A 25,236-nucleotide genomic window follows, 5' to 3' on the forward strand; every position below is an offset into this window, starting at 1 on the left:
CCGCCGACCGCCGGGCGGGGCGTGAGGGCTTGAAGTCGAAATCAGTGAATGTCATAGACTGGACGTGAAGGTGTCATCTTCGATGGCGATGCTCGTGGCCGATGCCTTGGGCCCACTCTCTGTTCACAAGGATGTTTGCCCATGTCGCAAGCGACTGCCACGCGTTACCCGTTGGTGCTGGTGCCGGGAATGCTCGGGTTTATCCGGCTGCTGTTCTATCCGTACTGGTTCGGGATCGTCTCGGCGTTGCGCCGGGGTGGGGCGGTGGTGTTTGCGGTACAGGTTTCCCCGATCAACTCCAGCGAGGTGCGTGGCGAGCAGTTGCTGGCGCGCATCGAGGCGATTTTGCGTGAGACCGGTGCGCAAAAGGTCAATCTGTTCGGCCATAGCCAGGGCTCACTGACTGCTCGTTATGCCGCCGCCAAGCGGCCGGACTGGGTCGCGTCGGTCACCTCGGTCGCCGGTCCCAATCACGGTTCGGAACTGGCGGATTATCTGCAAAAAAACTACCCGCACGACAGCGCGAAGGGCCGTGTGCTGAGCGCGGTATTGCGCGCGGTGGCGTGGGTGATGGGCGTGCTGGAAACCGGTTATCGCGGGCCGAAATTGCCGGTGGATGTCCACGCCTCGCACCAATCGCTGACCACCGAAGGCGTGGCGCTGTTCAATCAACGTTATCCACAAGGCTTGCCGGATACCTGGGGCGGGCAGGGGCCGGAAGAGGTCAACGGCGTGCGTTACTACTCCTGGTCCGGCACCCTGCAACCGGGCAAGACCGACCGCGGCGCTAACCTGTTCGACGGCACCAACCGCAGTTGTCGGCTGTTCGCCCGAACCTTCGTGCGCGAGGCCGGGCATTGCGATGGCATGGTCGGGCGCTACAGCTCACACCTGGGCACGGTGATTGGCGACGAATACCCGCTCGATCACTTCGACATCGTCAACCAGTCACTGGGGCTGGTGGGCAAGGGCGCTGACCCGGTGCGGCTGTTCGTCGAACATGCGCAGCGGTTGAAGGCGGCCGGCGTTTAGCCGCTTTTGTGGCGAGGGAGCTTGCTCCCGCTCGATCGCGAAACGGTCGCAAAACCAGTCGATCCGGGATGCAGGTTTCAGGGCTGCTGCGCAAGCGAGCGCGCCACCGCCCCAGCGGGAGCAAGCTCCCTCGCCACAGAAGATCAAGCGCGGCCAAGCACCGTGATCCAGCGCTCGGAAAGAATCACCCCGCCCAATGTCAGTAAGCCACCCACCAGGTGATACAGCGCCAATTGTTCGTGCAGCACCACGGCAGCGATCAGCGCGGTAATCAACGGCAGCAAATTGAAAAACAGCGTGGTCCGGCTCGGCCCCAGCCGCACTACCGCTTGCATCCACGCCAGTGGCGCGGCCATCGAGGCCAGCAGGCAGGCATACAGCACCAACGGAATGTTCTGCAGGGTCGGGCCGACTTTGGGCGAGGCCAGGAACAGCGGAAACAGCACCACCACCGCCACCAGCACCTGCAAGTACAGCAACACCAGCGGTGGCAGACGCAGCTGCCATTTTTTCAGCAGCGTGCTGTAGATCGCATACGCCAGGGTGGCGATCAGCATCATTGCGTCGCCCAGGTTGACGCCGTGTTCCAGCAGCACGCCGAGGCTGCCGGACGACACCACCACCAGCACCCCGGCGAACGACAGCACCGCGCCGGCCAGTGCGCCGGCAGTCAGGCGTTGGCCGAGGCTGGCAATCGCCATGGCCAGCGACATCAACGGCATCAGCGACAGGATGATGCCCATGTTGGTGGCCGAGGTCATCGTCGCGGCGAAGTACGCCAGGCTCTGATACACCGCCATGCCGAGCACACCGAGGACGAAGATCTTGCCCAGGTTCGGGCGAATCACCGTCCAGTGCGTCATCACCGGTTTGAGCATGAACGGGGTGAACAGCATCCCGGCGAGCAGCCAGCGATAGAAACCGATCTCGGCCGGGAAGATCGCACCGACCGCCAGTTTGTTGATCACGGTGTTGCCAGCCCAGATGAAAATGGCCAGCAGGGGATAAGCGTATTGCATGGGGGAAACCAGAACGTTAATGAAGCGTGATTATCCGCCTGTCTGGATCAAAGCCTATACTTCGATCCAGACAACCTGCCTCTGATTCCGGACAGCATGAACAGTAAACACATCGATCTGCTGGATTTCAGCGAACTGCCGTCCCCGGTGTACTTCCGTTACGCCGACTTTGACGTTCACGAATACGCTTCGGCCCACCGCCACCCGTGGGGCACGCTGGAGTATTCGGCCCACGGCGTGCTGCACATGGACATCGAAGGCAGCCGTTTCATGTCGCCGCCGCAATACGCCGTGTGGGTGCCGCCGCAGACCGAGCACAGCTTCTACAGCAATCAACCGGTCAACTATCGCGCGGTCTGCCTGACACCGCTGCTGTGCCAGGACTTGCCGCCTCAGGCCTGCACCCTGGCGATCAGCGACATCCTCAAGGCGATCCTCAAGGATTTCGCCGCCCGCGACGTGAAAATCCCCGAACACCCGGCCGATAAGCGCCTGGCCGAGGTGCTGGTCGATCAGCTTCAGCAGGCGCCTGTGCATAACTGCTATTTGCCTTACGCCAGCAGTGCCGGATTGCTCGGCATACTCGAAGCCTTGCAGGCCACGCCAGGCGACAACCGGCCGCTGGCGCAGTGGGCGCAGCAGATCCATGTCAGCGAACGGACCCTGGCCCGGCAGTTCGTTCGCGAGTTGGGCATGAGTTTTGGCGAGTGGCGTCAGCGCTTGCGTTTTCTGGCGTCGATCAAGGCGCTGGACAGTTCCCGCAGCATTCAGGAAATCGCCTTCGACATGGGCTACAGCACGGCGTCGGCGTTTATCGCGATGTTCCAGCGCCAGGCCGATTGCACGCCCGAGCAGTACCGCCGGACCAGCCTTGGATAGTAGGTGAAGGTGTAACAAGCTTTGTCTACACTTCACGGAAGGCTGCGCCCATCGGCGCGGTAACAAGGAGAAAACTCCATGAAGATGTTGCGTATCCCTTTGTTGATGATCGGCCTGCTGCTCTGTTCCCAGGGTTTTGCCGCCACCGCCCAACAGAACAAAATGACCACCTGCAACGCCGACGCCACCGCAAAAACCCTCAAGGGTGATGAGCGCAAAGCCTTTATGAGCACCTGCCTCAAGGCTGCACCCGCCGCCAACGATGCCGGCAAAACCATGACCCCGCAGCAAGAAAAAATGAAAACCTGCAACGCCACCGCCGCCACCCAGGCGCTGAAGGGCGATGCCCGCAAAGCCTTCATGAGCGATTGCCTGAAGAAAAAATAAGCAGCGCGGTCAGCCCGGGAGGCTCTGTGGCGATTGTGCTGGCCCTTTCGCGAGCAAGCCCGCGCCCACATTTATTCTCTGGCGTGCACAGATAGTGTATTCACAGTAGATCCAGTGTGGGAGCGGGCTTGCTCACGAAGGGGCCGGTAAGGTCGAGCGACACAATCCTAGTGCTGACCCCGGAACGCTGGCAGACTGCCAATCCTTTAACGCCGTTTGTTTTGAGGCTGTATGCCAACGTTTTCTCAGCGTCACGTGTTGCTGTTGGTCAGTTGGGTGATCATTTTTGGTGGCTTGCTGCTGGTGTTGCCCCTGCGATTGTTACCCAGCTTGCTGGCCGGTTTGCTGGTCTTCGAACTGGTCAACATGCTTACCCCGCAACTGCAGCGATTGATCGAAGGACGACGCGCACGCTGGCTGGCCGTGGCCTTGCTGGGCACGCTGGTGGTCAGTGTGTTGGCGCTGATCTTTGCCGGTGCGATCAGTTTTCTGCTGCATGAAGCGGAGAACCCCGGGGCTTCCCTGGACAAATTCATGGGCGTGGTCGACAAGGGCCCGCGGCCAGTTACCGCCGTTCGTTGATGCCTACTTGCCGGCCAGCGCCGCCGAGTTTCGCGTGGCCATCGGCGAGTGGTTGAGCAAACACCTGAGCGACCTGCAACTGGTCGGCAAAGACGCGGCGCACATGTTTGTCACGTTGCTGATCGGCATGGTGCTGGGGGCGATCATCGCCTTGCAGCGCATCCCGGACCTGACCCAGCGCAAACCCCTGGCGGCGGCGCTGTTCGACCGTTTGCACCTGCTGGTCCAGGCGTTTCGCAACATCGTGTTCGCACAGATCAAGATTTCCCTGCTCAACACCTTCTTCACCGGGATCTTCCTGGCGGTGGTCCTGCCGATGTTCGGGATCAAACTGCCGCTGACCAAAACCCTGATCGTGCTGACCTTCCTGCTCGGGCTGTTGCCGGTGATCGGCAACCTGATCTCCAACACCCTGATCACCATCGTCGGTTTGTCGCTGTCGATCTGGGTGGCGGTGGCGGCGCTGGGCTACCTGATCTTTATCCACAAGCTGGAATACTTCCTGAACGCGCGGATTGTCGGCGGGCAGATCAGTGCCAAATCGTGGGAGTTGCTGCTGGCGATGCTGGTGTTCGAGGCCGCGTTCGGCCTGCCGGGGGTGGTGGCGGGGCCGATTTATTACGCGTATTTGAAGAGCGAGTTGAAGCAGGTGGGGATGGTCTGACGCCGCAGCAGATGCGGCACCGATTCTATTGTGGCGAGGGGGCTTGCCCCCGTTGGGCTGCGAAGCAGCCCTGAAACCAACAACCGTATGTTGTCAGCTACACCGCGATAACCGGTTGTGTGGCTGCTGCGCGACCGAACGGGGGCAAGCCCCCTCGCCACAGGGTTTGCATCAGGCCAGTGTGCCGTAGCGCTTCATCGCTTCAATCGCCAGGCCGCTGCCGATGCTGCCGAAGATGTTGCCTTCCACATGCCGCGCGTTAGGCAGCATGGCCGAGACGCTGTTACGTAGCGCCGGAATCCCGCTCGAACCGCCGGTGAAGAACACCGTGTCCACCTGATCGACGCGCACATTGGCGTCGTTCAACAGTTGGGTCACGCTGTTGCGCACGCGCTCCAGCAAGCCGTCGATGGCCGACTCGAACAGCACCCGGCTCAGCTCCACGCTCAAACCCGGCTCGATACGGTCCAGCGGCACATGGCGGCTGTCGGCGTGGGTCAGCTGGATCTTGGTTTCTTCCACCTCCATGGCCAACCAGTGCCCGGCGCGTTGTTCGATCAGCTTGAACAGACGGTCGATACCGCCCGTGTCTTCGATGTCGTAACGCATGCTGCCCAGGGCCAACTGGGACTTTTGCGAGTACACCGAGTTGATCGTGTGCCAGGTCGCCAGGTTCATGTGCTGGCTGGTGGGCATGTAGGCGCCGCTTTTCATCCGGCTGCCGTAGCCGAATAGCGGCATCACGCCTTGCAGGCTCAGTTGCTTGTCGAAATCGGTCCCGCCGACGTGTACGCCGCCGGTGGCGAGGATGTCGTCCTGGCGATGGTCCAGGCCACGGCGCTCGGGCGACAGGCGCACCAGGGAAAAGTCGGACGTACCACCGCCGATGTCGACAATCAGCACCAGCTCTTCGCGTTCGATGGTCGACTCGTAGTCGAAGGCCGCCGCAATCGGTTCGTACTGGAACGACACTTCCTTGAAGCCAATCGCCCGTGCCACGTCGACCAGGGTGTCTTCGGCTTCCTTGTCGGCCATCGGGTCGTCATCGACGAAGAACACCGGACGGCCCAGCACCACTTCTTCGAATTCCCGGCCGGCTTCGGCTTCGGCACGTTTCTTCAACTGGCCGATGAACAGCCCGAGCAGGTCCTTGAACGGCATCGCCGTGCCTAGAACGCTGGTATCGTGCTTGATCAGTTTGGAACCCAGCAGGCTCTTGAGCGAGCGCATCAAGCGACCTTCGTAACCTTCCAGGTACTCGTGCAGCGCCAGTCGGCCGTACACCGGGCGGCGTTCTTCGATGTTGAAGAAGACCACCGAAGGCAGGGTGATCTTGTCATCCTCCAGCGCAATAAGCGTTTCCATGCCAGGGCGCAGCCAGCCGACAGTGGAGTTGGACGTGCCGAAGTCGATACCGCAGGCACGGGCCGGAGATGCGTTTTTCATGTCTTTCGAGTTCCGGTTAAAAAACGGCCGCGCAGTGTATGCCAGTGCGGCGCAGAATCGAAGGCCGACTATCTGCTAAATCGCAGCTTAAAGCGTCTTGAAAGACTATCCTTGCTCCCCAAACTTACTGGCATGAGCCAGGCAGCCACACCGCGATCAAGTGATCCGCCCCGGCTGCCGATAAACTTCTGATGTGCCGCCCGGTCACAACCTTGAGACCGGTCAAGCCTGCGGCCAGGCAAATGACGCAGGCTGTGCAGGCGGCGCGATATCGATAACGGATGGTGATTCCCGCGATGGACTTCAAAGACTATTACAAGATTCTCGGTGTGGAACCGACGGCTGACGATAAGGCGATCAAGGCCGCCTATCGCAAACTGGCGCGCAAATACCACCCCGACGTCAGCAAGGAAAAAGACGCCGAGGCCAAATTCAAGGACGCCTCGGAAGCGTATGAAGCGCTGAAAAGCGCCGACAAGCGCGCCGAATATGACGACTTGCGCAAATACGGCCAGCACGGCCAACCGTTCCAGGGCCCGCCGGGCTGGCAAGGGCGGGGCGGTACCGGTGGTTTTGGCGGGGGTCAGGACGGTGGCGACTTCTCGGACTTCTTCAGTTCGATCTTTGGTAACCGTGGCCCGGGTTTCGGTGGCGGACAGTCTGGCCGCAGCGCCGGTCGTCGAGGGCAAGACGTGGAAATGGAACTGGCGGTTTTTCTTGAAGAAACCCTGTCGAACGAGTCGAAGAAGATCAGCTTCCAGGTGCCGCAATACAATGCCGCCGGCCAGCATGTCAGCAACACCAGCAAAAGCCTGAACGTGAAAATCCCGGCAGGCGTGACCGACGGCGAGCGCATCCGCCTCAAAGGTCAGGGCGCACCGGGTGCCGGTGGTGGCGCCAATGGCGACCTGTACCTGACGATTCGCTTCGCGCCGCACCCCAAGTTCGATGTCGAGGGCGAGAACCTCATCATCACCTTGCCGCTGGCGCCGTGGGAACTGGCGTTGGGTGCGGAAGTGGCCGTGCCGACCCTGACCGGCAAGATCAACCTCAAGGTCCCGGCCGGCAGCCAGAATGGCCAGCGCATGCGCGCCAAGGGCCACGGCCTGCTGAACAAGGCCGGTCATCGCGGTTATCTGTTTGTACAACTGAAGGCCGTGATGCCTAAACACAGCGACGATGACGTCAAAGCGTTGTGGCAGGAACTGGCGAAAAAAGCCGCGTTCAACCCGCGGGAGCACTTTTGATCCGATAGCCCCTTTTGGTTCCAAGAGCAATGGAGTAGCTGATGATGAGCAGCCCCCTGATCGTTCAACTGGACATGGCAGAATTCTGTGAGGCGACCGATTTGTCGGACGTCTACGTGATCGAAATCGTCGAACACGGCATCCTCGAACCTCAGGGCTCCACGCCCAAGGACTGGCGGTTCAACGATGTTGAACTGGCCCTGGCCAAACGCGCCGCCAAGCTGCGGCGGGACCTGGAACTGGAATGGGAAGGCGTCGCCCTGGCGCTGGACCTGCTGGAAGAAGTGCAACAACTGCGCGCCGAAAACCGCATGCTCAAGCAGCGGCTGGGACGGTTGGTGGTCGAGTAGCCAAAATATAGGGATAAACACTCAATATGTGGCGAGGGGGCTTGCCCCCGTTGGGCTGCGGAGCGGCCCAGAACCTGCAATCGGGTTTTGTCAGACAGACTGCGTTTGCTGGATTTACGACCGCTTCACGCTCGAACGGGGGCAAGTCCCCTCACCACAATGCGGTGTTGCTGAACTTCATCGGCTATGAAACCACCCGTGACACCCTCGGCAACACCACGCTGAATGTCGTGCCGTCGGTTTCGTTGGAGTTGACTTCTATCGTGCCCTGATGGGCATCCACCACTTGTTTGACGATAAACAGCCCCAACCCGAGGCTGGTGCTAGAGCCGGCCAGTTCTTCGCTGGCGCTGCGCACCAAGGGGTCGAAAATCGTGCCCAGGGCATCGGGCGGGATAGGCGCGCCGTGGTTGTGCATGGTCAGTGTCACCTGATGGTCGACCCCCGAGATGCACAAGGTGATCGGGCGTTTGTTCTCCCCGTGTTGCAAGGCATTGCCGATCAGGTTTTGCAGCAGTTGATCGAGCCGGGCGCGGTCCCAAACACCCTGAGTGTCCCCCTCGACCGTTAACTGCGCGTCGCAATCCGGCTGCCCGGCAGAGGCTTCATCCAGCGCCGCCTGGGCGGCAGTGGCCAGGTCCATCGGGGCCGGTTCGATCGGCAGGCTGTTGCCCAGTCGGCTGCGCACCAGCTCCAGCAAATCGCTGACCATCACCGCCATGTGCCGGGCACTGCTCTTGATGCCCTGCGCATACATCTGGGCGTCGGCGTCGAGTTGGCCTTTGCGGATCAGCATTTCGGTGGACATGCTCACCGCTTGCAACGGCGCGCGCAGGTCATGGCCGAGGATCGCCAGGAAGATGTCCCGCGAGCGATTGACCTGCTCGGCGTAGGCCGCCGTGGATTCGGCCAGCGCTTCGTCGATGGCTTCGTTGAAACGGATCATGTCCTGAAAGTACTGAAGGTCCGGCGCATCGAGGCTGTTGACCCACAAGCGAATCACGCAGGCCCGCAAGTGACGGAATTCGGAGGTCATCTGCACCAGATCAAAACCGACGTTGTGGCGCAGTTCACCGTGGCTGGCGGCGGCTTGATCCAGGCTAGGGGTTTTCTCCGGGCCTTCGCCCTTGGCTTTGGCCGCTTGCTCACTTACCGTTTGAGCCGTGCGCATGTCTCGGGCGGCGGCCAGCAGGATGGATCTGGCGTGATCGCGCAAGGTCATGCGGTCGAGCGAGTCGTCCGGGGTGATGATTTTGGCGAACTGCTCCCATTCGTCGACGATGCGGTCCACGTGTTGAACGATGAAATCAGCTAAACGCATGGTCGAAGCCTCGGGCAATGAGTGAGCATCATAACGCCAGGGCGTACAGGTAAAACAGCGCGTGGCGAAGGCATAAGACCAACGGGAAACAAGGGTGTTATTTATGTATGTTCAACTCTTTAATAGTTGAACGGTCACGTGGCGGGACGGGCATGGGGTGAGCAGGTTTTTAGTCTTTTGTTTTAGGGGGCGCTGTTTAAGCTGGTAACTTCTATTGTTATCTTTGGTTGTTACAGAATGTCTGAGTTAATAGCGTTTGAAGATGTTACGCCACGTTCCATAGTGCCGATTGTAAACAGCGGAACGCACCACGAACGTATTGTTCAGGCGCTGCCCCGGGCTATTACACAAGCGCCTGTGAGCCGGCTGTTATCACTCGACACCGCCAACCCGACCTATCCCGATTGGTACATGAATGCGTCCAGCCTCAATCGGCGCTACCTCAAGCAACTGGTTGAAGAGCGCTGGCGCTCACAAGCGAAGGTGGACGGTCCGCTGAAAAACCTGCAACAGGACATTCAGGCGTTTGCCAATCCCCTGCTTTCCTTGCTTGTCAGGTCGAATTTCAATACCCATGGCGACGTCAGCCCGCTGACGCTGAAGCTGTACATTCCGGACAACATTATCTTTGGCATCGACAGTGGCGCCAGCCGTGTGCGCGAATCCACATTGCTGGAGGGCGCATTGCATAACTTCGAAGAACCGGAAACCGCTGAAGATTATTTCCGGACCGGCTCTGGTGTGTACTCCAGAAACTCCCGAGGGGAGTTAACACTTGAACGGACGATGACGGTTGCGAAAATCGCCACACTGTGTCGGCGACTGGACCTGGGGGGGCAATATCAAACGCATATAAAAAGCATTTTATTGCCCTCCGATCCGAAGGCCCGGCAGTTATTGGAAGAGCATGCGCTGGCCGCGCACAAAGCGTCTTTTAATCTGGACGCGTTGATGGCTTATTTGAAAAAAGATATCAGCGAGTATGCCTACGGCAAACTTAAACACGTACGTGATGGCAAAAGCGACATCACCTTTCATGATCAGCCGTTGCACCGGCATCGGCTCTCGCTGATGGGCTTCGCGTTGCACGGCATCGTGTTGTTCAGTGCGGTGAGCCAGCCGTCCAGGGTCAAGTCGTTGGTCGACGAATTGACGCCCGACGGAGTGAAGTTCTGGAGCAACTGGTCGCAACGGTTACCCGTGTTGCCGGGCACCGAGTACGAGCGCTTCAAGCTGTTGCAATCGTTCCTGGCCAACGGTCCTGACAGTGTCCACGAGGACATGCTGCGCCGCGAGGATGTTCATCGGCAGAGCCGTTTGGACGGACCGGTGATTGCCTATGTGCCGGACGATCCGCTGCACCCGCTGAAAGAGTACAACTCGCTCGCCGACTTCATGAAAGAGCTGCTTGGCCAACTGCGCGATACGCAGTATCAGGAATTTTTCAGTCGCTTCGTGGCGCAGAAGGACAAGGGCAAATTCTTCGCCCGGGTCAACGAACGCCTGACGCGGATTGTCTGGCAGCAACGCGAGCCATTGGACATGGGGCCCTGGTGGCGGGAAACCGAGCTCGAGAACCCGACCGCAGAGCCCATCACCAACCTGATTACCGGGGACTTGTGGCAATGGCTGTATGCCGACAAACGCGATAAAGCCATCGCCGATGCGCGGGTCATCGCGGTGCCGACCGGTGATGAGGATGCAACGACACGCTGGAAGCGCCTGACCAGTTATCTGGACATCGGCTGGAACGTGTTCAACTTTGTCGGGATGTTGATTCCAGGCGTGGGCGAAGTGCTGTTGGGGGTGATGGTGGCGCAGATCGCCGATGAACTGGTGGAGGGCATCGAGGACTGGAGCAAGGGCGACCGGGAAGAAGCGGCGTCCCACATCAACGGGGTGCTGATCAATTTTGCCCAGTTGGCGCTGATGGGCGTCGGGCACGTCCTGCCCCGGGGTTTGGCGGCGGTCAAACCCAGCGCGCTGATCGACAGCCTCAAACCGGTGGAGATGCCCGATGGCAAGACCCGTTTGTGGAAAACCGACCTCGGGCCCTATGAGCACCCGGTGTCACTGCCCGCCAATGCCGTGCCCAACGACATCGGCCTGTTTGAACAGGGCGGCAAGCAGTGGCTGCGGCTGGAAGAAAAGCACTATGAGGTGAGCCAGGACCCGGTGACGGGTCAACATCGGCTGGAACATCCGCAGCGCCCCACGGCCTACAAACCGCTGGTGGAGCATAACAACGCCGGTGCCTGGAAGGTCGAGACCGAGCGGCCGCTGGAGTGGGAAGCGCAACAGTTGATGCAGCGCATGGACACCACGCTCCACGGATACTCTGCGCAGACACTGGGCAGGATCCAGCGAGTGAGCGGTGTGGACGAGAACCTGCTGCGCCGGTTGCATGTCGAGCATGAAACGCCGCCCGCGCTGCTGCGCGATACCTGCATGCGCTTCAATACCTACGCAGAGGCGGAACGCTTCCCGCAGCACATCGAGGCTAACCAGATTCCCGACGCGATGGTCGGCTTCGTGCCAGAGGTCATGGTTGAATTGCCGGGTTGGCCCGAGAACAGGGCGGTGGAGGTTTTCGAGGCGGCGGATCGCTCGGGAGCTTCGTTCAAACATGGTAATGCCATGGCGTCCGGGCCGATGACGATCAAGGTCAGCCGCTCCGAACTGGCTGCCGGAAAGCTGCCCGAACGGGTGATTGAAGCGCTGGACGACAGCGAGGTGCGCGTCCTGCTTGGCAACGACATCGCCCGTGGCACGCCCGAGCGTATCGAGGCATTACGCAAGCAGTTGGGCCAGCAGGCGGGCAAGCAAAAGAAACGCCTGTTCGAAGCGCTCTACAAGAGCCGCGATGTGTCTGGCGATCCTCGCGTGCGGCGAGTGCTCAATGACGTTCCGGAGTTGCCGGCCAGCGTTGCGCTGGAATTGCTGGAGCATGCCGAGCCGGCCGATCTGCAACACCTGAGCGAAAAACAGCGTCTCTCGCTGCGCTTGCGTCAACAGGCCCGGGCAGTGCGTGACCGGGTGCGATTGAACCGGGCTTATGAGGGCCTCTACCTTGAGGAACTGGCCAGTGCCGACTCGCGCAGGCTCGAACTGGGCTCCTTGGCCGGCCTGCCAGGGTGGTCCGATGAGGTGCGGATCGAAATTCGCGAACTGGGTTTCGGCGGGAAGCTGCACGCCAGCGTGGGGCCGGAAAATGCGCCCATCCGCAAGGTGCTGATTCTTGAGGAAGACGGGCGCTACCAGACGCGGGACGCGGATGATCGGCATTTGCACGGCACCGATGAGTTCTATGCATCGGTCTTGCACGCCCTGCCGGATGCGCAGCGCAACGCGTTGGGGTATGACATTCACGAAGGTGCTCGACTCAAGGTTGAAATACAACGTTCACCCCTGAGCCATGATCGGTTCGCGTCGACGTTGCTTGAGCATCCGATTCGTAAACCGGCTTACGACCCACACACCCTGAAGCTGCTCGGGGGGATGGACGGCTATCGGCGTGTTTCCAGAGACATGACGGCCCGGCTTCGAATCCGCAGCCTTTACCCGTCGCTCACGGACGCAGAGCTCGACATGTTCATGGAGACCCTGCGCCAGCAAAACATCCCCGTCGGGCTACAGATCCATGGGCTTGAGATCGAGTTCAACCAGATGGTTTCAACGCTGAACCAATGGGTGAATCGACCCCTCCGGGATTTTCGTTTCGGCCCCAGAGGCGTGGCCGAAAGGAATGCCAGAAATGCCATCGCCGCAAAAATCAGGCGTTGCTGGCAGCGTAGCGGCCCATGGCATCTGGACGGATACGGAAATGCGACCGGGCAGGCACTGGACCTGAGCAACCTGGACCTGAGCCCGCACATCGATAGCCTGCCCAGGCTTGCGGCCAACTTCGATCACGTGACGCGCCTGGGGTTAAGCAACACAGGGTTGTCGAGCATCGAGCATCCTTTTCTTCAGTCCTTTCGCAACGTACGTGCACTGGACCTGGCTCGGAACAGTTTGACCGCGTTGCCCTCAAGCCTCGCCGAGATGCCACACCTGAGGGAACTGGACCTTACGAGCAACCGGGTTGTGTTGAACATCGTCGATCACCAGAGGCTCAAGAAGTGCACCTTGCTGACCTCCTTGAAGTTGGCTGAAAACCCCTTGGAATTGTTGCCGAACATCAGTCGCATGCCTGACTTGCATACCCTGGTGCTGGCTAATACAGGCGCCACTACCTGGCCGCCCGGGCTGTTTGACCGGCCACGGTTCCGGCACTTTTTCCTAGACCTGAGCCGCAACGTGTTGACGGACATTCCGCAGGTTACGCCAGGCACCTGGCATGCCGAGATGTTGGGGCGTACGTGGCTCAGTCGTGGACCCGAGTGGATGTCGGCTGAAAATCTGGAAACGCTCAAAAACTACGTTCGGTCGGTGGGCATGGACCCTGAACGTCCTTATCCGCCCGCAGGTGTGCTCAGCAGTATCCAGTGGGAGGAAGGCTTGACGCGGCCTCAGTGGGTTGAGAAGCAATACGTCTGGAACGATGTTGAGGATGAATTCAATTCAACGGATTTTTTCGAAGAAATCAACGCGCTCACCCTGTCCGCCGACTTCACCGCCAGCAAGGCCTATCGCGCCGATTTGACGGGCAAGGTCTGGCGAATGCTGGACACCATGGCTGAGAACGCGCCATTGCGAGAGCAGTTTTTCAGGGAGGCCAACGTACGATCCAACTGCGTCGACGGTGCGACACAGCTTTTCAACGTCATGGGGGTGCAGGTGCTGGTTCACGAAGCGTTGGCGCTCGGTAACAGCGGTTTGATCGAGGCTGAGCTGGTGACCCTGGCACAGGGCAAGTCTCGACTGGACGAGCTCGAGAGAATTGCCAGGCGCCACATCGTGGCGCGCGAAGCGGCCGGTGAGCGGTTTCGACGTGAGGATGCCGCACGCAATGTCACCGGCACCATTGATGAGGTGGAGGTTCACCTGGCCTTCATGACGGATCTGGCAGAACGGCTGGACCTGCCATGGCAGGCGCGCGGCATGCAGTTCCGCAAGATCGCAGGCGTTACCAGCGAAATGATCGAGGATGCCTATCAACGGGTTCTGGGGTTGGAGGAGGGCGATCTGCTGCGTGATTCGATTGCCGAGCAGTCCTTCTGGAAGTCCTTTGTCGAGCGTTCGAACCGGGCACGCTTCAGGGCGATTGATCGCAAGACGGTTGCCACGACCGAGTTCAAGGTGGCCCTGGATGAGAGAGCTGACAGTGCGGGCCTGTCGCTGGAGGAGAAGGCCAGCCTGAAGGAGCAGATCCGCGTGCTGGCCGCCGAACTTGGCCAGCCGGAAAGTGCTTTTGCGCCGGGGCAGGTCATGGCCGACGAAGCCTATGAGCAAGAACTGGCGCTGATTAAAAGCGAGCGTGAAGCCTTGCTCAGGCAACTGACCCAGCAAGCAATGGATCGGGCAAAAGTGCAACGGGTTGAAATCCCTTTTACGGTAGCTCCGGGTAGCTGACGGTGCTTTGAATCAGGTCCCGATACGGAGGTGCAGACCTCGGTGCCGGGACCTTTTTTTGCTCAGAATAAAAAGTACCGCTGCGCCATGGGCAGCACATCGGCAGGCTCACACCACAGCAAAACTCCGTCGGCCTTGACTTGATAAGTCTGCGGATCGACGTCGATGTCGGGCAGGTAGTCGTTGTGGATCAGGTCGGTTTTCTGCACGTCGCGGCAGCCTTTGACCACGGCGATTTTCTTTTTCAAACCCAATGCTTCGGGCAACCCGGCGTCCTGTGCAGCCTGGCTGATGAAGGTCAGGCTGGTGGCGTGTAATGAGCCGCCGTAGCTGGCGAACATGGGGCGGTAATGCACCGGTTGCGGTGTCGGGATCGAGGCGTTGGCGTCGCCCATCAGGCTGGCCGCGATGGCGCCGCCCTTGAGGATCAACGTCGGTTTTACGCCGAAAAACGCCGGGCGCCAGAGCACCAGGTCGGCCCATTTACCCACCTCCACCGAACCCACTTCATGGCTGATGCCGTGGGTGATCGCCGGGTTGATGGTGTACTTGGCGATGTAGCGTTTGGCGCGGAAGTTGTCGTTGCCTTCGCCATCACCGGCGAGCGGCCCGCGCTGTTTTTTCATCTTGTCGGCGGTCTGCCAGGTGCGCGTGATGACCTCGCCGACGCGGCCCATGGCCTGGCTGTCGGAGCTGATCATCGAGAACGCGCCGAGGTCGTGGAGGATGTCTTCGGCGGCGATGGTTTCACGGCGGATGCGGCTTTCGGCGAAGGCCACGTCTTCGGCAATGCTCGGGTCCAGGTGGTGGCAGACCATCAGCATGTCCAGGTGTTCGTCGATGGTGTTGCGGGTGAACGGCCGGGTCGGGTTGGTCGAACTTGGCAGCACGTTGGCAAAACCGCAGGCCTTGATGATGTCCGGCGCGTGGCCGCCACCGGCACCTTCGGTGTGGTAGGTGTGGATGGTGCGGCCCTTGAAGGCGGCGAGGGTGGTTTCGACGAAACCCGATTCGTTGAGGGTGTCGGTGTGAATCGCCACCTGCACGTCGTACTGGTCGGCCACGCTCAGGCAGTTGTCGATGCTCGCGGGCGTGGTGCCCCAGTCTTCATGCAGTTTGAGGCCGATGGCGCCGGCCTTGACCTGTTCGATCAGCGGCTCGGGCAGGCTGGCGTTGCCCTTGCCGGTGAGGCCGATGTTCATCGGGAAGGCATCGGCCGCTTGAAGCATCCGGGCCAAGTGCCACGGGCCGGAGGTGCACGTGGTCGCGTTGGTGCCCGTGGCCGGGCCGGTGCCGCCGCCGATCATGGTGGTGACGCCGCTCATCAACGCTTCTTCGATCTGCTGCGGGCAGATAAAGTGGATGTGGGTGTCGATGCCGCCAGCAGTGAGGATCATGCCTTCGCCGGCAATCACTTCGGTGCTGGCGCCGATGGCGATGGTCACGTTGGGCTGCACGTCCGGGTTGCCGGCCTTGCCGATGCCGGCGATGCGCCCGTCCTTGAGACCGACGTCGGCCTTGACGATGCCCCAGTGGTCGATGATCAGTGCGTTGGTGATCAGCGTGTCGACGACCTCGGCTGCGAGCAATTGGCTTTGGCCCTGGCCATCGCGGATGACCTTGCCGCCGCCGAATTTCACTTCTTCGCCGTAGGTGGTGAAGTCTTTCTCGACTTCGATCCACAGCTCGGTGTCGGCCAGGCGAACCTTGTCACCGACGGTGGGGCCGAACATGTCGGCGTAGGCTTGTCTCGAAATCTTCATTGCAGTTCCTTGAAAGTGATAAGCCGCGCTCCGCGGTCCATGGTGGCGAGGGAGCTTGCTCCCGCTCGGCTGCGTAGCAGTCGCAACACCTGCCACCACGGTTAATCAGATAGATCGCACCAGCCGGATTGCGAGCGCTCCGCACTCGAGCGGGAGCAAGCTCCCTCGCCACAGGGAATCGTGTTAGTCGAGATCGCCCATGATCCGCCCGGCAAACCCGAACACCCGACGATGCCCGACCAGGTCCACCAGCTCGACGTCGCGGCTCTGCCCCGGTTCGAAGCGCACGGCGGTGCCGGCCGGGATGTTCAGGCGCATGCCACGGCTGGCGGCGCGATCGAAGGTCAGGGCGTCGTTGGTTTCGAAGAAGTGATAATGCGAGCCGACCTGAATCGGCCTGTCACCGCTGTTGGCCACGCTCAGGCTCAAGGTGCGTCGGCCGACGTTGAGCTCGATGTCGCCCTGCTGGATCCGGTATTCGCCAGGAATCATTCAGGTTGCCCCAGTGTCTTGAAGTAGATGGCGGTCGGTGTGTAGCGACCGTCCGGGCTCTGGCAGTAGTTGGGCAACTCACCGACGCGGGTGTAGCCCAGCGACTGATAAAAGGTTTCGGCCGCTGAACCGGCTTCGGTGTCGAGGTACAGCAGGCCGCGTTGGTGCTGGCGTGCCGCGAGCTCCAGGGCATTCATCAGTTGCTGGCCAAGGCCACGCCGACGTGCTTCGTGCAGCACTTGCAGTTTTTGCACTTCGGCGCGGTTACGACCGTTGGCTTTCTGGCACAAACCCAATTGCACGCTGGCCATTACCTTCTCGTCGTGAACCACCACCCACAGCAGCAGGTTGCCGCTCTCAAGGTCGGCCTGCACCGCGTTGATGTAGGCGCGGGCCTGTGAGTCGTCGAGGTCGGCCAAAAAGCCAATCGACGCGCCGTGCTTCACCGCGTCGAACAACAAATCGATCAAACCCTGTCGGTAGTGGGCAAAGCTTTCAGGGGTGACACGTCGCAATTGGGCCGTGTTCATGGTGTCTCACTCCTTGTTGATGACGGGGGCTGGGCGCCGGGGTTGAGGGTCAGTTGCATGAAGGTCAGGTCGAGCCAGCGACCGAACTTGGTGCCCACTTGGGGCATCTGCCCGGTGGTGATGAAACCGGCGCGCTCGTGCAGGCGGATCGACGCCGCGTTACCGCTTTCGATGGCGGCGACCATCACGTGTTTGCCGCAGGTTCTGGCGCGCTCGATCAGCGCTTCCATCAGCCGTGGACCGAGGCCGTTGCCGCGCTGATCGCTGCGCACATACACCGAATGTTCGACGGTGTGCCGGAAGCCGTCGAAGGGCCGCCAGTCGCCGAACGAGGCGTAGCCCAGCACGTTGTTGTCGGCATCGACGATCACCAGGATCGGGTAACCCTGGGATTGTCGGGCGTCGAACCAGGCCTGGCGGTTGCCGAGGTCCACGGCCTGCTCGTTCCAGATCGCCGTGGTGCTGCGCACCGCATCGTTGTAGATATCGCGGATTGCCGGCAGGTCGGCGTGCGAAGCGTCACGGATGTGAAAAGTCATGGCGCGGCCTCAGGCGATAGGTTGGTGGACGGTGACCAGTTTGGTGCCGTCGGGAAAGGTCGCTTCGACCTGGACCTCCGGGATCATTTCCGGGATGCCTTCCATCACGTGCTCGCGGCTGAGCAGGGTGGTGCCGTAGTGCATCAGCTCGGCCACGGTCTGGCCGTCACGTGCGCCTTCAAGCAGCGCGGCGCACAGGTAGGCCATGGTTTCCGGGTAATTGAGTTTCACGCCACGGGCCAAACGCCGCTCGGCGACCAGGCCGGCGGTGAAGATCAGCAGCTTGTCTTTTTCGCGTGGGGTCAGGTCCATTGTGTGTCCATCAGGGCAGATTTGTGAGGTTCTTGCGGGGAGCGAAGTGCCAGTTGGAACCGCCCCTCACCCTAGCCCTCTCCCGGAGGGAGAGGGGACTGATCTCGGTCGTTTGTCGAGGCCAGGTCAGCCAGTCATATTTTTGGTTACTGCAAAATTCTGTCCAGGCAACACGGTCAGGCGCCCTCTCCCTCCGGGAGAGGGCGGGGGGTGAGGGTGGGTTCTCAAGTGCTCCATATTCTTGGGGCAACCGCCTCGCGTCCCAGCAACGCGGGACGCAGCAAACGCCACAAATCGATCAGCCAGGCACGGGCGAGCAGCGCTTCGCTAGCCAGACAACGAGCGACCAGCAGTCCCGGCAATTGGCTCAAATCCCCGCGTACGTCATGGGGCAACGAGCGGCAAGTCTCCAGCAATTCGCTATCGACCTCCCCGGTCACCAGCAACGTCGCAAACACCGGCTGACCGTCCAGCCCGATTGGTGAATCCAGCAAGCCGTCATTGCCGACAATGCGCTGGCGTTCGTGCCAGAGCAACTGGCCGTCGCGGCGGATATCAAGCTGCGACTGAAAGTGCCCACGCTCAAAGCGCTCGCCACTGGCCGGGCGCCCAAGGGCTACCACGTCCCAGTAGAACAGCCGCCCATTGCCTTGCAGTTCAATCGTGGTACTGAGTTCAGCCTGGGCGGCGCTGAAGACGATGGTTTCCTGCGGCAGCCACTCCAGCGTGGCACCGGCGGCTACCTTCAAGTCGAGCTGCTGATACGCAGGTGCCGCCGCCCGATACCACTTGGCGGCGCCGGGGCTGGTCAGTTGCGCCCAGGCATCGGCACCGACGCTGGCGCTGATGTCCAGCCGATCACCGCCGGCAATGCCGCCGGGCGGGTGGACGATGATGTGCTGGCACACCTCGGGGCCTTCGGCGTACAGGTGCTTTTGCACCCGCAGCGGGCCTTTATGGCGACGCAGGACCGGGCGCGTGCTGGCGCCGAACCGGTCGTAGCCGAGCTCCAGCTCCGCGTGCCAGCAAGGGGTGAACAGTGTGACGGGGGCAGGTGCGGTCATGATTTCTTATTATCGTCGGGACGCTTCAGACTAGATCGTAACCAGACCGCGCACACCCTCGGCCTCCATATTTTCGCCGCGACCTTGCTGGACGATCTCCCCCCGGGACATCACCAGGTACTGATCGGCCAGTTCAGCGGCGAAATCGTAGAACTGCTCTACCAGCAGAATCGCCATATCGCCCCGCGCCGCGAGCTGTTTGATCACCGCGCCGATCTCCTTGATCACCGACGGTTGAATGCCTTCGGTGGGCTCGTCGAGGATCAGCAACCGTGGCCGACTGGCCAGCGCACGGCCAATCGCCAACTGCTGTTGCTGACCGCCCGACAAGTCGCCGCCACGGCGTTGCTTCATGTGCAGCAGCACCGGGAACAGCTCGTAGATGAATGCCGGGACTTCTCTCGCCTCGGCACCGGGGAAACGTGACAGGCCCATCAGCAGGTTTTCTTCCACCGTCAGCCGGCCGAAAATCTCCCGGCCTTGGGGCACGTAGGCGATCCCGGCATGCACCCGTTGGTGCGGCTTGAGCGGGGTGATCGGTTTGCCTTCCCAGCTCACGGTGCCGTCCTTGGCCGGCAGCAGGCCCATCAGGCATTTGAGCAGGGTGGTCTTGCCGACGCCGTTGCGCCCGAGCAGGCAGGTGACTTCACCGACCTTCACCTCAAATGTCAGGCCCCGCAGGATGTGGCTACCGCCGTAGTACTGGTGCAGCTTGTCGACTTGCAGCATGTTCCAAATCTCCTCAGTTCCACACAGAACCCTGTGGGAGCTGGCTTGCCTGCGATGGCGGTGTGTCAGTCAACAAAGATGTTGGATGTGCCGGCCTCATCGCGGGCAAGCCCACTCCCACAGGTTGTTTGTTCGCAGACCTAACGACCGAGGTAGACCTCGATCACCCGTTCGTTGTCCTGCACCTGTGCAAGCGAGCCTTCGGCCAGCACGCCGCCCTGGTGCAGCACCGTGACGTGGTCGGCAATCGAGCCGACGAAGCCCATGTCGTGCTCCACCACCATCAGCGAATGCTTGCCGGCCAGGGTCTTGAACAACTCGGCGGTGAACTCGGTTTCGGCGTCGGTCATGCCCGCCACCGGCTCGTCGAGCAGCAGCAATTGCGGGTCCTGCATCAGCAACATGCCGATTTCCAGGAACTGCTTCTGCCCGTGGGACAACAATCCGGCCGGGCGATGGACCGAGGTGGTCAGGCGAATGGTGTCCAGCACTTCGCCGATGCGGTCTTTCTGTTCGCCGTTCAATTTCGCCCGCAGGCTGGCCCACACTGACTTGTCGGTTTTTTGCGCCAGCTCCAGGTTCTCGAACACGCTCAAGGCTTCGAACACGGTCGGCTTCTGGAACTTGCGGCCGATCCCGGCCTGGGCGATCTGCACTTCACTCATGTGCGTCAGGTCCAGGGTTTCACCGAACCAGGCCTTGCCATGGCTGGGGCGGGTCTTGCCGGTGATCACGTCCATCAGCGTGGTTTTGCCGGCGCCGTTGGGGCCGATGATGCAGCGCAGTTCGCCGACCCCGATGTACAGGTTCAAATCGTTGAGGGCCTTGAAACCATCGAAGCTGACGCTGATGTCTTCCAGCGTGAGGATCGTGCCGTGGCGCGTGTTCAGGCCTTTGCCGGTGCGTTGGCCGAGGCCGATGGCATCGCGGCTGCTGCCGGCATCCTTGTTCGGTTCAAGCTCTGGATGAAAGGCGGGCTCAAGCATGAACTCGGCCGTCGCAGTGGTTCTCATTGCTCACCTCTCTTTTTCAGCAAACCGATCACGCCCTTGGGCAGGTACAGGGTCACGACGATGAACAGCGCGCCGAGGAAGAACAGCCAGTATTCGGGGAACGCCACGGTGAACCAGCTCTTCATGCCGTTGACCACGCCCGCGCCCAGCAGCGGGCCGATCAAGGTGCCGCGCCCGCCCAATGCGACCCACACGGCGGCTTCGATGGAGTTGGTCGGCGACATTTCGCTGGGGTTGATGATGCCCACTTGCGGCACGTACAGCGCCCCGGCCAGGCCGCACAACACCGCGCTCAATACCCAGACAAACAGTTTGAAACCCCGAGGGTCGTAACCGCAGAACATCAGGCGGTTTTCCGCGTCACGCAGGGCCGTCAGCACCCGGCCGAACTTGCTTTGTGCCAGCCGCCAACCGATGAACAGGCTCGCCACCAGCAACAACACAGTGGCGCAAAACAGCACCGCGCGAGTGCCCGGCTCCGTGATGCCGAAGCCCAGGATCGTGCGGAAATTGGTGAAGCCGTTGTTGCCGCCAAACCCGGTCTCGTTACGGAAAAACAGCAGCATCCCGGCGAAGGTCAGGGCCTGGGTCATGATCGAGAAGTACACGCCCTTGATCCGCGAGCGGAAGGCGAAGAAACCGAACACCAACGCCAGCAAACCCGGCGCCAGCACCACCAGGCACATCGCCCAGAGGAAGCTGCTGGTGCCGGTCCAGTACCACGGCAATTCGGTCCATGACAGGAACGTCATGAACGCCGGCAAGCTGTCGCCCGAAGCCTGGCGCATCAGGTACATGCCCATGGCGTAACCGCCGAGGGCGAAGAACAGGCCATGGCCGAGGGACAGCAAACCGGCGTAACCCCAGACCAGGTCCAGGGCGAGGGCGACGATGGCGTAGCAAAGGATCTTGCCCACCAATGTCAGCGTATAGGCGGAAACGTGCAGCGTATTGTCCGGTGACAACAACGACAGCAGTGGCAAGGCGAGCAGCAGCGCGAGAACCACTGCGGCCACCGCTATCGTGACTTTGGGGCCGGCCTTTTGGGTGGCGGTGAGCAGCAGCGGCTGGTTCATCGGGGCGCGCTCACGTCCAGTGACGCACCGCGGTGCTGGCTGTCGGCGTGCCAGGCAAGGCGCGGGTCGCAGGTGATGGTTATTCCCTCGGCAAGACCCGCAACGCGGCATGGCGCGTCGACAGTCGCAACCCGTAGGGCCGCTGCCTTGATGGCGGCAGGGCTTGCTTTGATGTGGTTGATGGAAAACATATTTCCCTTCCTTCTCGGTATCGCCGCCAGCGAGGCAGTGGCGCGGTCGTCAATGGGCGTGAGCATGCCCCGCTTAGTCGATCACCCGTCCTTTGAGTGCGAAGAGACCTTGCGGGCGTTTCTGAATGAACAGAATGATCAGCGCCAGGATCAGGATTTTGCCGAGCACGGCGCCGATCTGTGGTTCCAGAATCTTGTTGGCGATCCCCAGGCCGAACGCGGCAAACACGCTGCCGGCCAGTTGCCCGACGCCGCCGAGCACCACCACCAGGAACGAGTCGATGATGTAGCTCTGGCCGAGGTCCGGGCCGACGTTGCCTACCTGACTGAGGGCCACGCCGCCGAGGCCGGCGATGCCGGAGCCGAGGCCAAAGGCGAGCATGTCGACACGTCCCGTGGGCACGCCGCAGCAGGCAGCCATGTTGCGGTTCTGGGTGACGGCGCGCACATTCAGGCCCAGTCGGGTCTTGTTCAACAGCAGCCAGGTCAGCATCACCACACACAAGGCGAACGCGATGATCACGATGCGGTTGTACGGCAGCACCAGGTTGGGCAGCACCTCAACTCCGCCCGAGAGCCAGGCCGGGTTCGCCACTTCAACGTTCTGCGCGCCGAACACCAACCGGACTAGCTGAATCAGCATGAGGCTGATGCCCCAGGTGGCGAGCAGGGTTTCCAGTGGGCGGCCGTAGAGGTGGCGAATCACCGTGCGCTCCAGCGCCATGCCGATCCCGGCGGTGACGAAAAACGCCACCGGCAACGCCGCCAACGGATAGAGCTCGATAGCTTGCGGGGCGAAGCGCTGGAACAGTATCTGCACCCCGTAGGTCGAGTAGGCGCCGAGCATCAGCATCTCGCCGTGGGCCATATTGATCACGCCCAGCAGGCCGAAGGTGATCGCCAGCCCTAGCGCCGCCAGCAGCAGGATCGAACCCAGCGACATGCCGCTGAAGGCCTGCCCGAGCAGTTCGCCGACCAGCAGTTTGCGTTTGACCTGGGCCAGGCTGGTTTCGGCGGCGGTGCGCACACCGTCATCGGTTTCGACGCCAGGCTGGAGCAAACCTTCGAGGCGGGTGCGGGCCAGTGGGTCGCCGGTTTCGCCGAGCAAACGCACGGCCGCCAGACGCACGACGGGGTCGCTGTCCACCAGTTGCAGGTTGGCCAGCGCCAGGCTCAGGGCGGCGTGAACGGTTTCGTCTTTTTCGCTCGCCAGTTGCCGGTCGAGGAATATCAGTTGCGCCGGTTTGGCACTTTTCTGCAATTGCTGCGCGGCGCCCAGACGGATTGTGGCATCGGTGGCGAGCAATTGATGGCTGGCCAGTGCGGTGTCGACCAGGCCCCGCAGGCGGTTGTTCAAGCGCAGGGTTTTGGCTTGGCCGTCGACGGTCAATTGCCCTTGTTGCAAGGCGTTGATCAGTTCGACACGGGCCGGATCGGGCTGTGCGGCCCAGGTTTCCAGAAGCTTGGCTTGCTGTACCGGATTGGCGGCGACGAAGTCTTCGGCGTCACCTGCGTGGGCGGCTATCGGCAACAGCAGGGCGAGGGCCAGGATGAAGCGGTAAAGGGCAGTGGGCATGTTATTGGCCTTACGCGGACTAAATGTGGGAGCGAGCAAGCCCGCTCCCACAGGAGTTGTGTCGGGCCTGATAGTCAGGCTCGACATCCAGTGGCTCAGTTGCTCTTCACCGCATATTCCGGCTTCTTGTCGTTGCCCGGTATGAACGGGCTCCACGGTTGGGCGCGGATCGGGCCTTCGGTCTGCCACACCACCGAGAACTGACCATCGGCCTGAATCTCGCCGATCATCACCGGTTTGTGCAGGTGATGGTTGGTCTTGTCCATGGTCAGGGTGTAGCCCGACGGCGCGGCGAAGGTCTGGCCGGCCAGGGCTTCGCGGACCTTGTCGACGTCGGTGGACTTGGCTTTTTCCGCCGCTTGCGCCCACATATGGATGCCGACATAGGTGGCTTCCATCGGGTCGTTGGTCACGGCTTTGTCCGCGCCCGGCAGGTTGTGTTTTTTCGCGTAGGCCTTCCAGTCGGCGACGAACTTCTGGTTCACCGGGTTCTCCACCGATTCGAAGTAGTTCCATGCCGCGAGGTTGCCCACCAGGGGTTTGGTGTCGATGCCGCGCAGTTCTTCTTCGCCCACCGAGAACGCCACGACCGGAACGTCGGTGGCTTTCAGGCCCTGGTTGGCCAGTTCTTTGTAGAACGGCACGTTGGAGTCGCCGTTGACCGTGGAGATCACGGCGGTCTTGCCGCCGGCCGAGAATTTTTTGATGTGGGCGACGATGGTTTGGTAGTCGCTGTGACCGAATGGCGTGTAGACCTCTTCGATGTCCTTGTCGGCGACGCCTTTGGAATGCAGGAACGAGCGCAGAATCTTGTTGGTGGTGCGCGGGTAGACGTAATCGGTGCCGAGCAGGAAGTAACGTTTGGCGCTGCCGCCTTCTTCGCTCATCAGGTACTCAACCGCCGGAATCGCTTGCTGGTTCGGCGCCGCGCCGGTGTAGAACACGTTCGGCGACATCTCTTCGCCTTCGTACTGCACCGGGTAGAACAGCAACCCGTTGAGTTCTTCGAACACTGGTAATACCGATTTACGCGACACCGAAGTCCAGCAACCGAACACCACGGCGACCTTGTCCTGGGTCAGCAACTGCCGGCCCTTTTCGGCGAACAGCGGCCAGTTCGACGCCGGGTCGACCACCACCGGTTCAAGCATCTTGCCGTTGACCCCGCCCTTGGCGTTGATCTCGTCGATGGTCATCAGCGCCATGTCTTTCAGGGAGGTTTCGGAGATCGCCATGGTCCCTGACAACGAATGCAGAATCCCGACCTTGATGGTCTCGGCGGCCTGGACGGTCCAGGTCATGCCCATCGCGGCAATGCTTGCCGATAGTGTGAAAGCCTTGATCAAGCTGCGACGCTTCATTGTGCGATCTCCATGAACGTATGAATTTTCTGGGTGGCAGATGCAGACGACTGAAGGGGCTTTAGCAAGGGCTGTGCCCAGTCGGGCAAAGGCAGGGAAATGGCGGGTTAGAGCGTTTGCGTCGGCAGGCGACGCACCATGAAAGTACA

The 25,236-nt window shown here is 61.2% G+C and carries 21 protein-coding genes and 1 pseudogene; 7 read left to right on the forward strand and 15 right to left on the reverse strand.

Annotation, left to right across the window (positions count from 1 at the left end):
- Positions 1-141 precede the first annotated feature (141 nt).
- Positions 142-1,032, forward strand: a complete 891-nt coding sequence (locus AABM54_RS03165) for a triacylglycerol lipase (protein WP_347903729.1) — start codon at positions 142-144, stop codon at positions 1,030-1,032.
- Between the two features lie 143 nt (positions 1,033-1,175).
- Here AABM54_RS03165 and AABM54_RS03170 read toward each other — a convergent pair whose 3' ends face one another.
- Positions 1,176-2,051 carry a DMT family transporter gene (locus tag AABM54_RS03170; protein WP_347903731.1) on the reverse strand — a complete coding sequence of 292 codons (876 nt, stop codon included), beginning with the start codon at positions 2,049-2,051 and terminating at the stop codon, positions 1,176-1,178.
- A 96-nt stretch (positions 2,052-2,147) separates the two neighbouring features.
- Here AABM54_RS03170 and AABM54_RS03175 point away from each other — a divergent pair, with 96 nt between their 5' ends.
- The 3 genes and pseudogenes from AABM54_RS03175 (at position 2,148) to AABM54_RS03185 (ending at position 4,563) form a co-directional block, all read left to right on the forward strand.
- Complete coding sequence (locus AABM54_RS03175) at positions 2,148-2,930, forward strand: helix-turn-helix transcriptional regulator (protein ID WP_347903732.1); 783 nt, start codon at positions 2,148-2,150, stop codon at positions 2,928-2,930.
- 78 nt (positions 2,931-3,008) lie between these two features.
- The gene (locus AABM54_RS03180) at positions 3,009-3,317 is read left to right on the forward strand and encodes a PsiF family protein (RefSeq protein WP_347903734.1); all 309 of its coding nucleotides are present in this window, start codon (positions 3,009-3,011) and stop codon (positions 3,315-3,317) included.
- Between the two features lie 231 nt (positions 3,318-3,548).
- Positions 3,549-4,563: pseudogene (locus tag AABM54_RS03185) on the forward strand (AI-2E family transporter).
- A 171-nt stretch (positions 4,564-4,734) separates the two neighbouring features.
- Here the strand turns inward: AABM54_RS03185 and AABM54_RS03190 are convergent.
- On the reverse strand, positions 4,735-6,009 hold the full coding sequence (locus AABM54_RS03190) for an Hsp70 family protein (RefSeq protein ID WP_347903735.1): 1,275 nt from the start codon (positions 6,007-6,009) through the stop codon (positions 4,735-4,737).
- A 296-nt stretch (positions 6,010-6,305) separates the two neighbouring features.
- Here AABM54_RS03190 and AABM54_RS03195 point away from each other — a divergent pair, with 296 nt between their 5' ends.
- Both AABM54_RS03195 and AABM54_RS03200 read left to right on the forward strand, forming a co-directional pair.
- Positions 6,306-7,256 carry a DnaJ C-terminal domain-containing protein gene (locus tag AABM54_RS03195; protein ID WP_347903736.1) on the forward strand — a complete coding sequence of 317 codons (951 nt, stop codon included), beginning with the start codon at positions 6,306-6,308 and terminating at the stop codon, positions 7,254-7,256.
- Positions 7,257-7,300: 44 nt separating this feature from the next.
- Entirely contained in the window at positions 7,301-7,606 is a 306-nt protein-coding gene (locus AABM54_RS03200) for a chaperone modulator CbpM (RefSeq protein WP_347906126.1), read from the forward strand.
- A 184-nt stretch (positions 7,607-7,790) separates the two neighbouring features.
- Here the strand turns inward: AABM54_RS03200 and AABM54_RS03205 are convergent, their stop codons facing one another.
- Positions 7,791-8,927, reverse strand: coding sequence for a HAMP domain-containing sensor histidine kinase (locus tag AABM54_RS03205; RefSeq protein WP_347903738.1), 1,137 nt, complete (start codon positions 8,925-8,927; stop codon positions 7,791-7,793).
- A 357-nt stretch (positions 8,928-9,284) separates the two neighbouring features.
- Here AABM54_RS03205 and AABM54_RS03210 point away from each other — a divergent pair, with 357 nt between their 5' ends.
- Positions 9,285-14,441: an NEL-type E3 ubiquitin ligase domain-containing protein gene (locus tag AABM54_RS03210; protein ID WP_347903739.1), complete on the forward strand. Its 5,157-nt coding sequence runs from the start codon at positions 9,285-9,287 to the stop codon at positions 14,439-14,441.
- Between the two features lie 62 nt (positions 14,442-14,503).
- Here AABM54_RS03210 and ureC read toward each other — a convergent pair whose 3' ends face one another.
- The 12 genes from ureC to urtA form a co-directional block, all read right to left on the reverse strand.
- Positions 14,504-16,204, reverse strand: a complete 1,701-nt coding sequence (gene ureC, locus AABM54_RS03215; RefSeq protein WP_347903740.1) for an urease subunit alpha — start codon at positions 16,202-16,204, stop codon at positions 14,504-14,506.
- A gap of 183 nt (positions 16,205-16,387) precedes the next feature.
- Positions 16,388-16,696, reverse strand: coding sequence for an urease subunit beta (locus AABM54_RS03220; protein ID WP_347903741.1), 309 nt, complete (start codon positions 16,694-16,696; stop codon positions 16,388-16,390).
- Complete coding sequence (locus AABM54_RS03225) at positions 16,693-17,226, reverse strand: GNAT family N-acetyltransferase (RefSeq protein WP_347903742.1); 534 nt, start codon at positions 17,224-17,226, stop codon at positions 16,693-16,695. The genes AABM54_RS03220 and AABM54_RS03225 overlap by 4 nt, the downstream gene beginning before the upstream one ends.
- Positions 17,223-17,765, reverse strand: a complete 543-nt coding sequence (locus AABM54_RS03230) for an N-acetyltransferase family protein (RefSeq protein WP_347903743.1) — start codon at positions 17,763-17,765, stop codon at positions 17,223-17,225. The genes AABM54_RS03225 and AABM54_RS03230 overlap by 4 nt, the downstream gene beginning before the upstream one ends.
- 9 nt (positions 17,766-17,774) lie before the next feature.
- A complete protein-coding gene (gene ureA / locus AABM54_RS03235) occupies positions 17,775-18,077 on the reverse strand; it encodes an urease subunit gamma (protein ID WP_347903744.1) in 303 nt (100 codons plus the stop codon).
- 224 nt (positions 18,078-18,301) lie between these two features.
- Positions 18,302-19,141 (reverse strand): urease accessory protein UreD, encoded by an 840-nt coding sequence (locus AABM54_RS03240; protein ID WP_347903746.1) that lies wholly within the window; start codon positions 19,139-19,141, stop codon positions 18,302-18,304.
- Positions 19,142-19,171: 30 nt separating this feature from the next.
- A complete protein-coding gene (gene urtE / locus AABM54_RS03245; RefSeq protein WP_347903747.1) occupies positions 19,172-19,870 on the reverse strand; it encodes an urea ABC transporter ATP-binding subunit UrtE in 699 nt (232 codons plus the stop codon).
- Positions 19,871-20,010: 140 nt separating this feature from the next.
- Positions 20,011-20,883, reverse strand: coding sequence for an urea ABC transporter ATP-binding protein UrtD (gene urtD / locus AABM54_RS03250; protein WP_347903748.1), 873 nt, complete (start codon positions 20,881-20,883; stop codon positions 20,011-20,013).
- Positions 20,880-21,959 (reverse strand): urea ABC transporter permease subunit UrtC, encoded by a 1,080-nt coding sequence (gene urtC, locus AABM54_RS03255; protein ID WP_347903749.1) that lies wholly within the window; start codon positions 21,957-21,959, stop codon positions 20,880-20,882. Before urtC ends, urtD begins: the two co-directional genes overlap by 4 nt.
- On the reverse strand, positions 21,956-22,150 hold the full coding sequence (locus AABM54_RS03260; RefSeq protein ID WP_347903750.1) for a hypothetical protein: 195 nt from the start codon (positions 22,148-22,150) through the stop codon (positions 21,956-21,958). The genes urtC and AABM54_RS03260 overlap by 4 nt, the downstream gene beginning before the upstream one ends.
- A 73-nt stretch (positions 22,151-22,223) precedes the next feature.
- The gene (gene urtB, locus AABM54_RS03265; RefSeq protein ID WP_347903752.1) at positions 22,224-23,726 is read right to left on the reverse strand and encodes an urea ABC transporter permease subunit UrtB; all 1,503 of its coding nucleotides are present in this window, start codon (positions 23,724-23,726) and stop codon (positions 22,224-22,226) included.
- Between the two features lie 95 nt (positions 23,727-23,821).
- A complete protein-coding gene (gene urtA / locus AABM54_RS03270; RefSeq protein ID WP_347903753.1) occupies positions 23,822-25,087 on the reverse strand; it encodes an urea ABC transporter substrate-binding protein in 1,266 nt (421 codons plus the stop codon).
- Between the last annotated feature and the right edge of the window lie 149 nt (positions 25,088-25,236).

This window comes from Pseudomonas purpurea (assembly GCF_039908635.1).
GTDB classification, from domain to species: Bacteria; Pseudomonadota; Gammaproteobacteria; order Pseudomonadales; family Pseudomonadaceae; genus Aquipseudomonas; species Aquipseudomonas purpurea.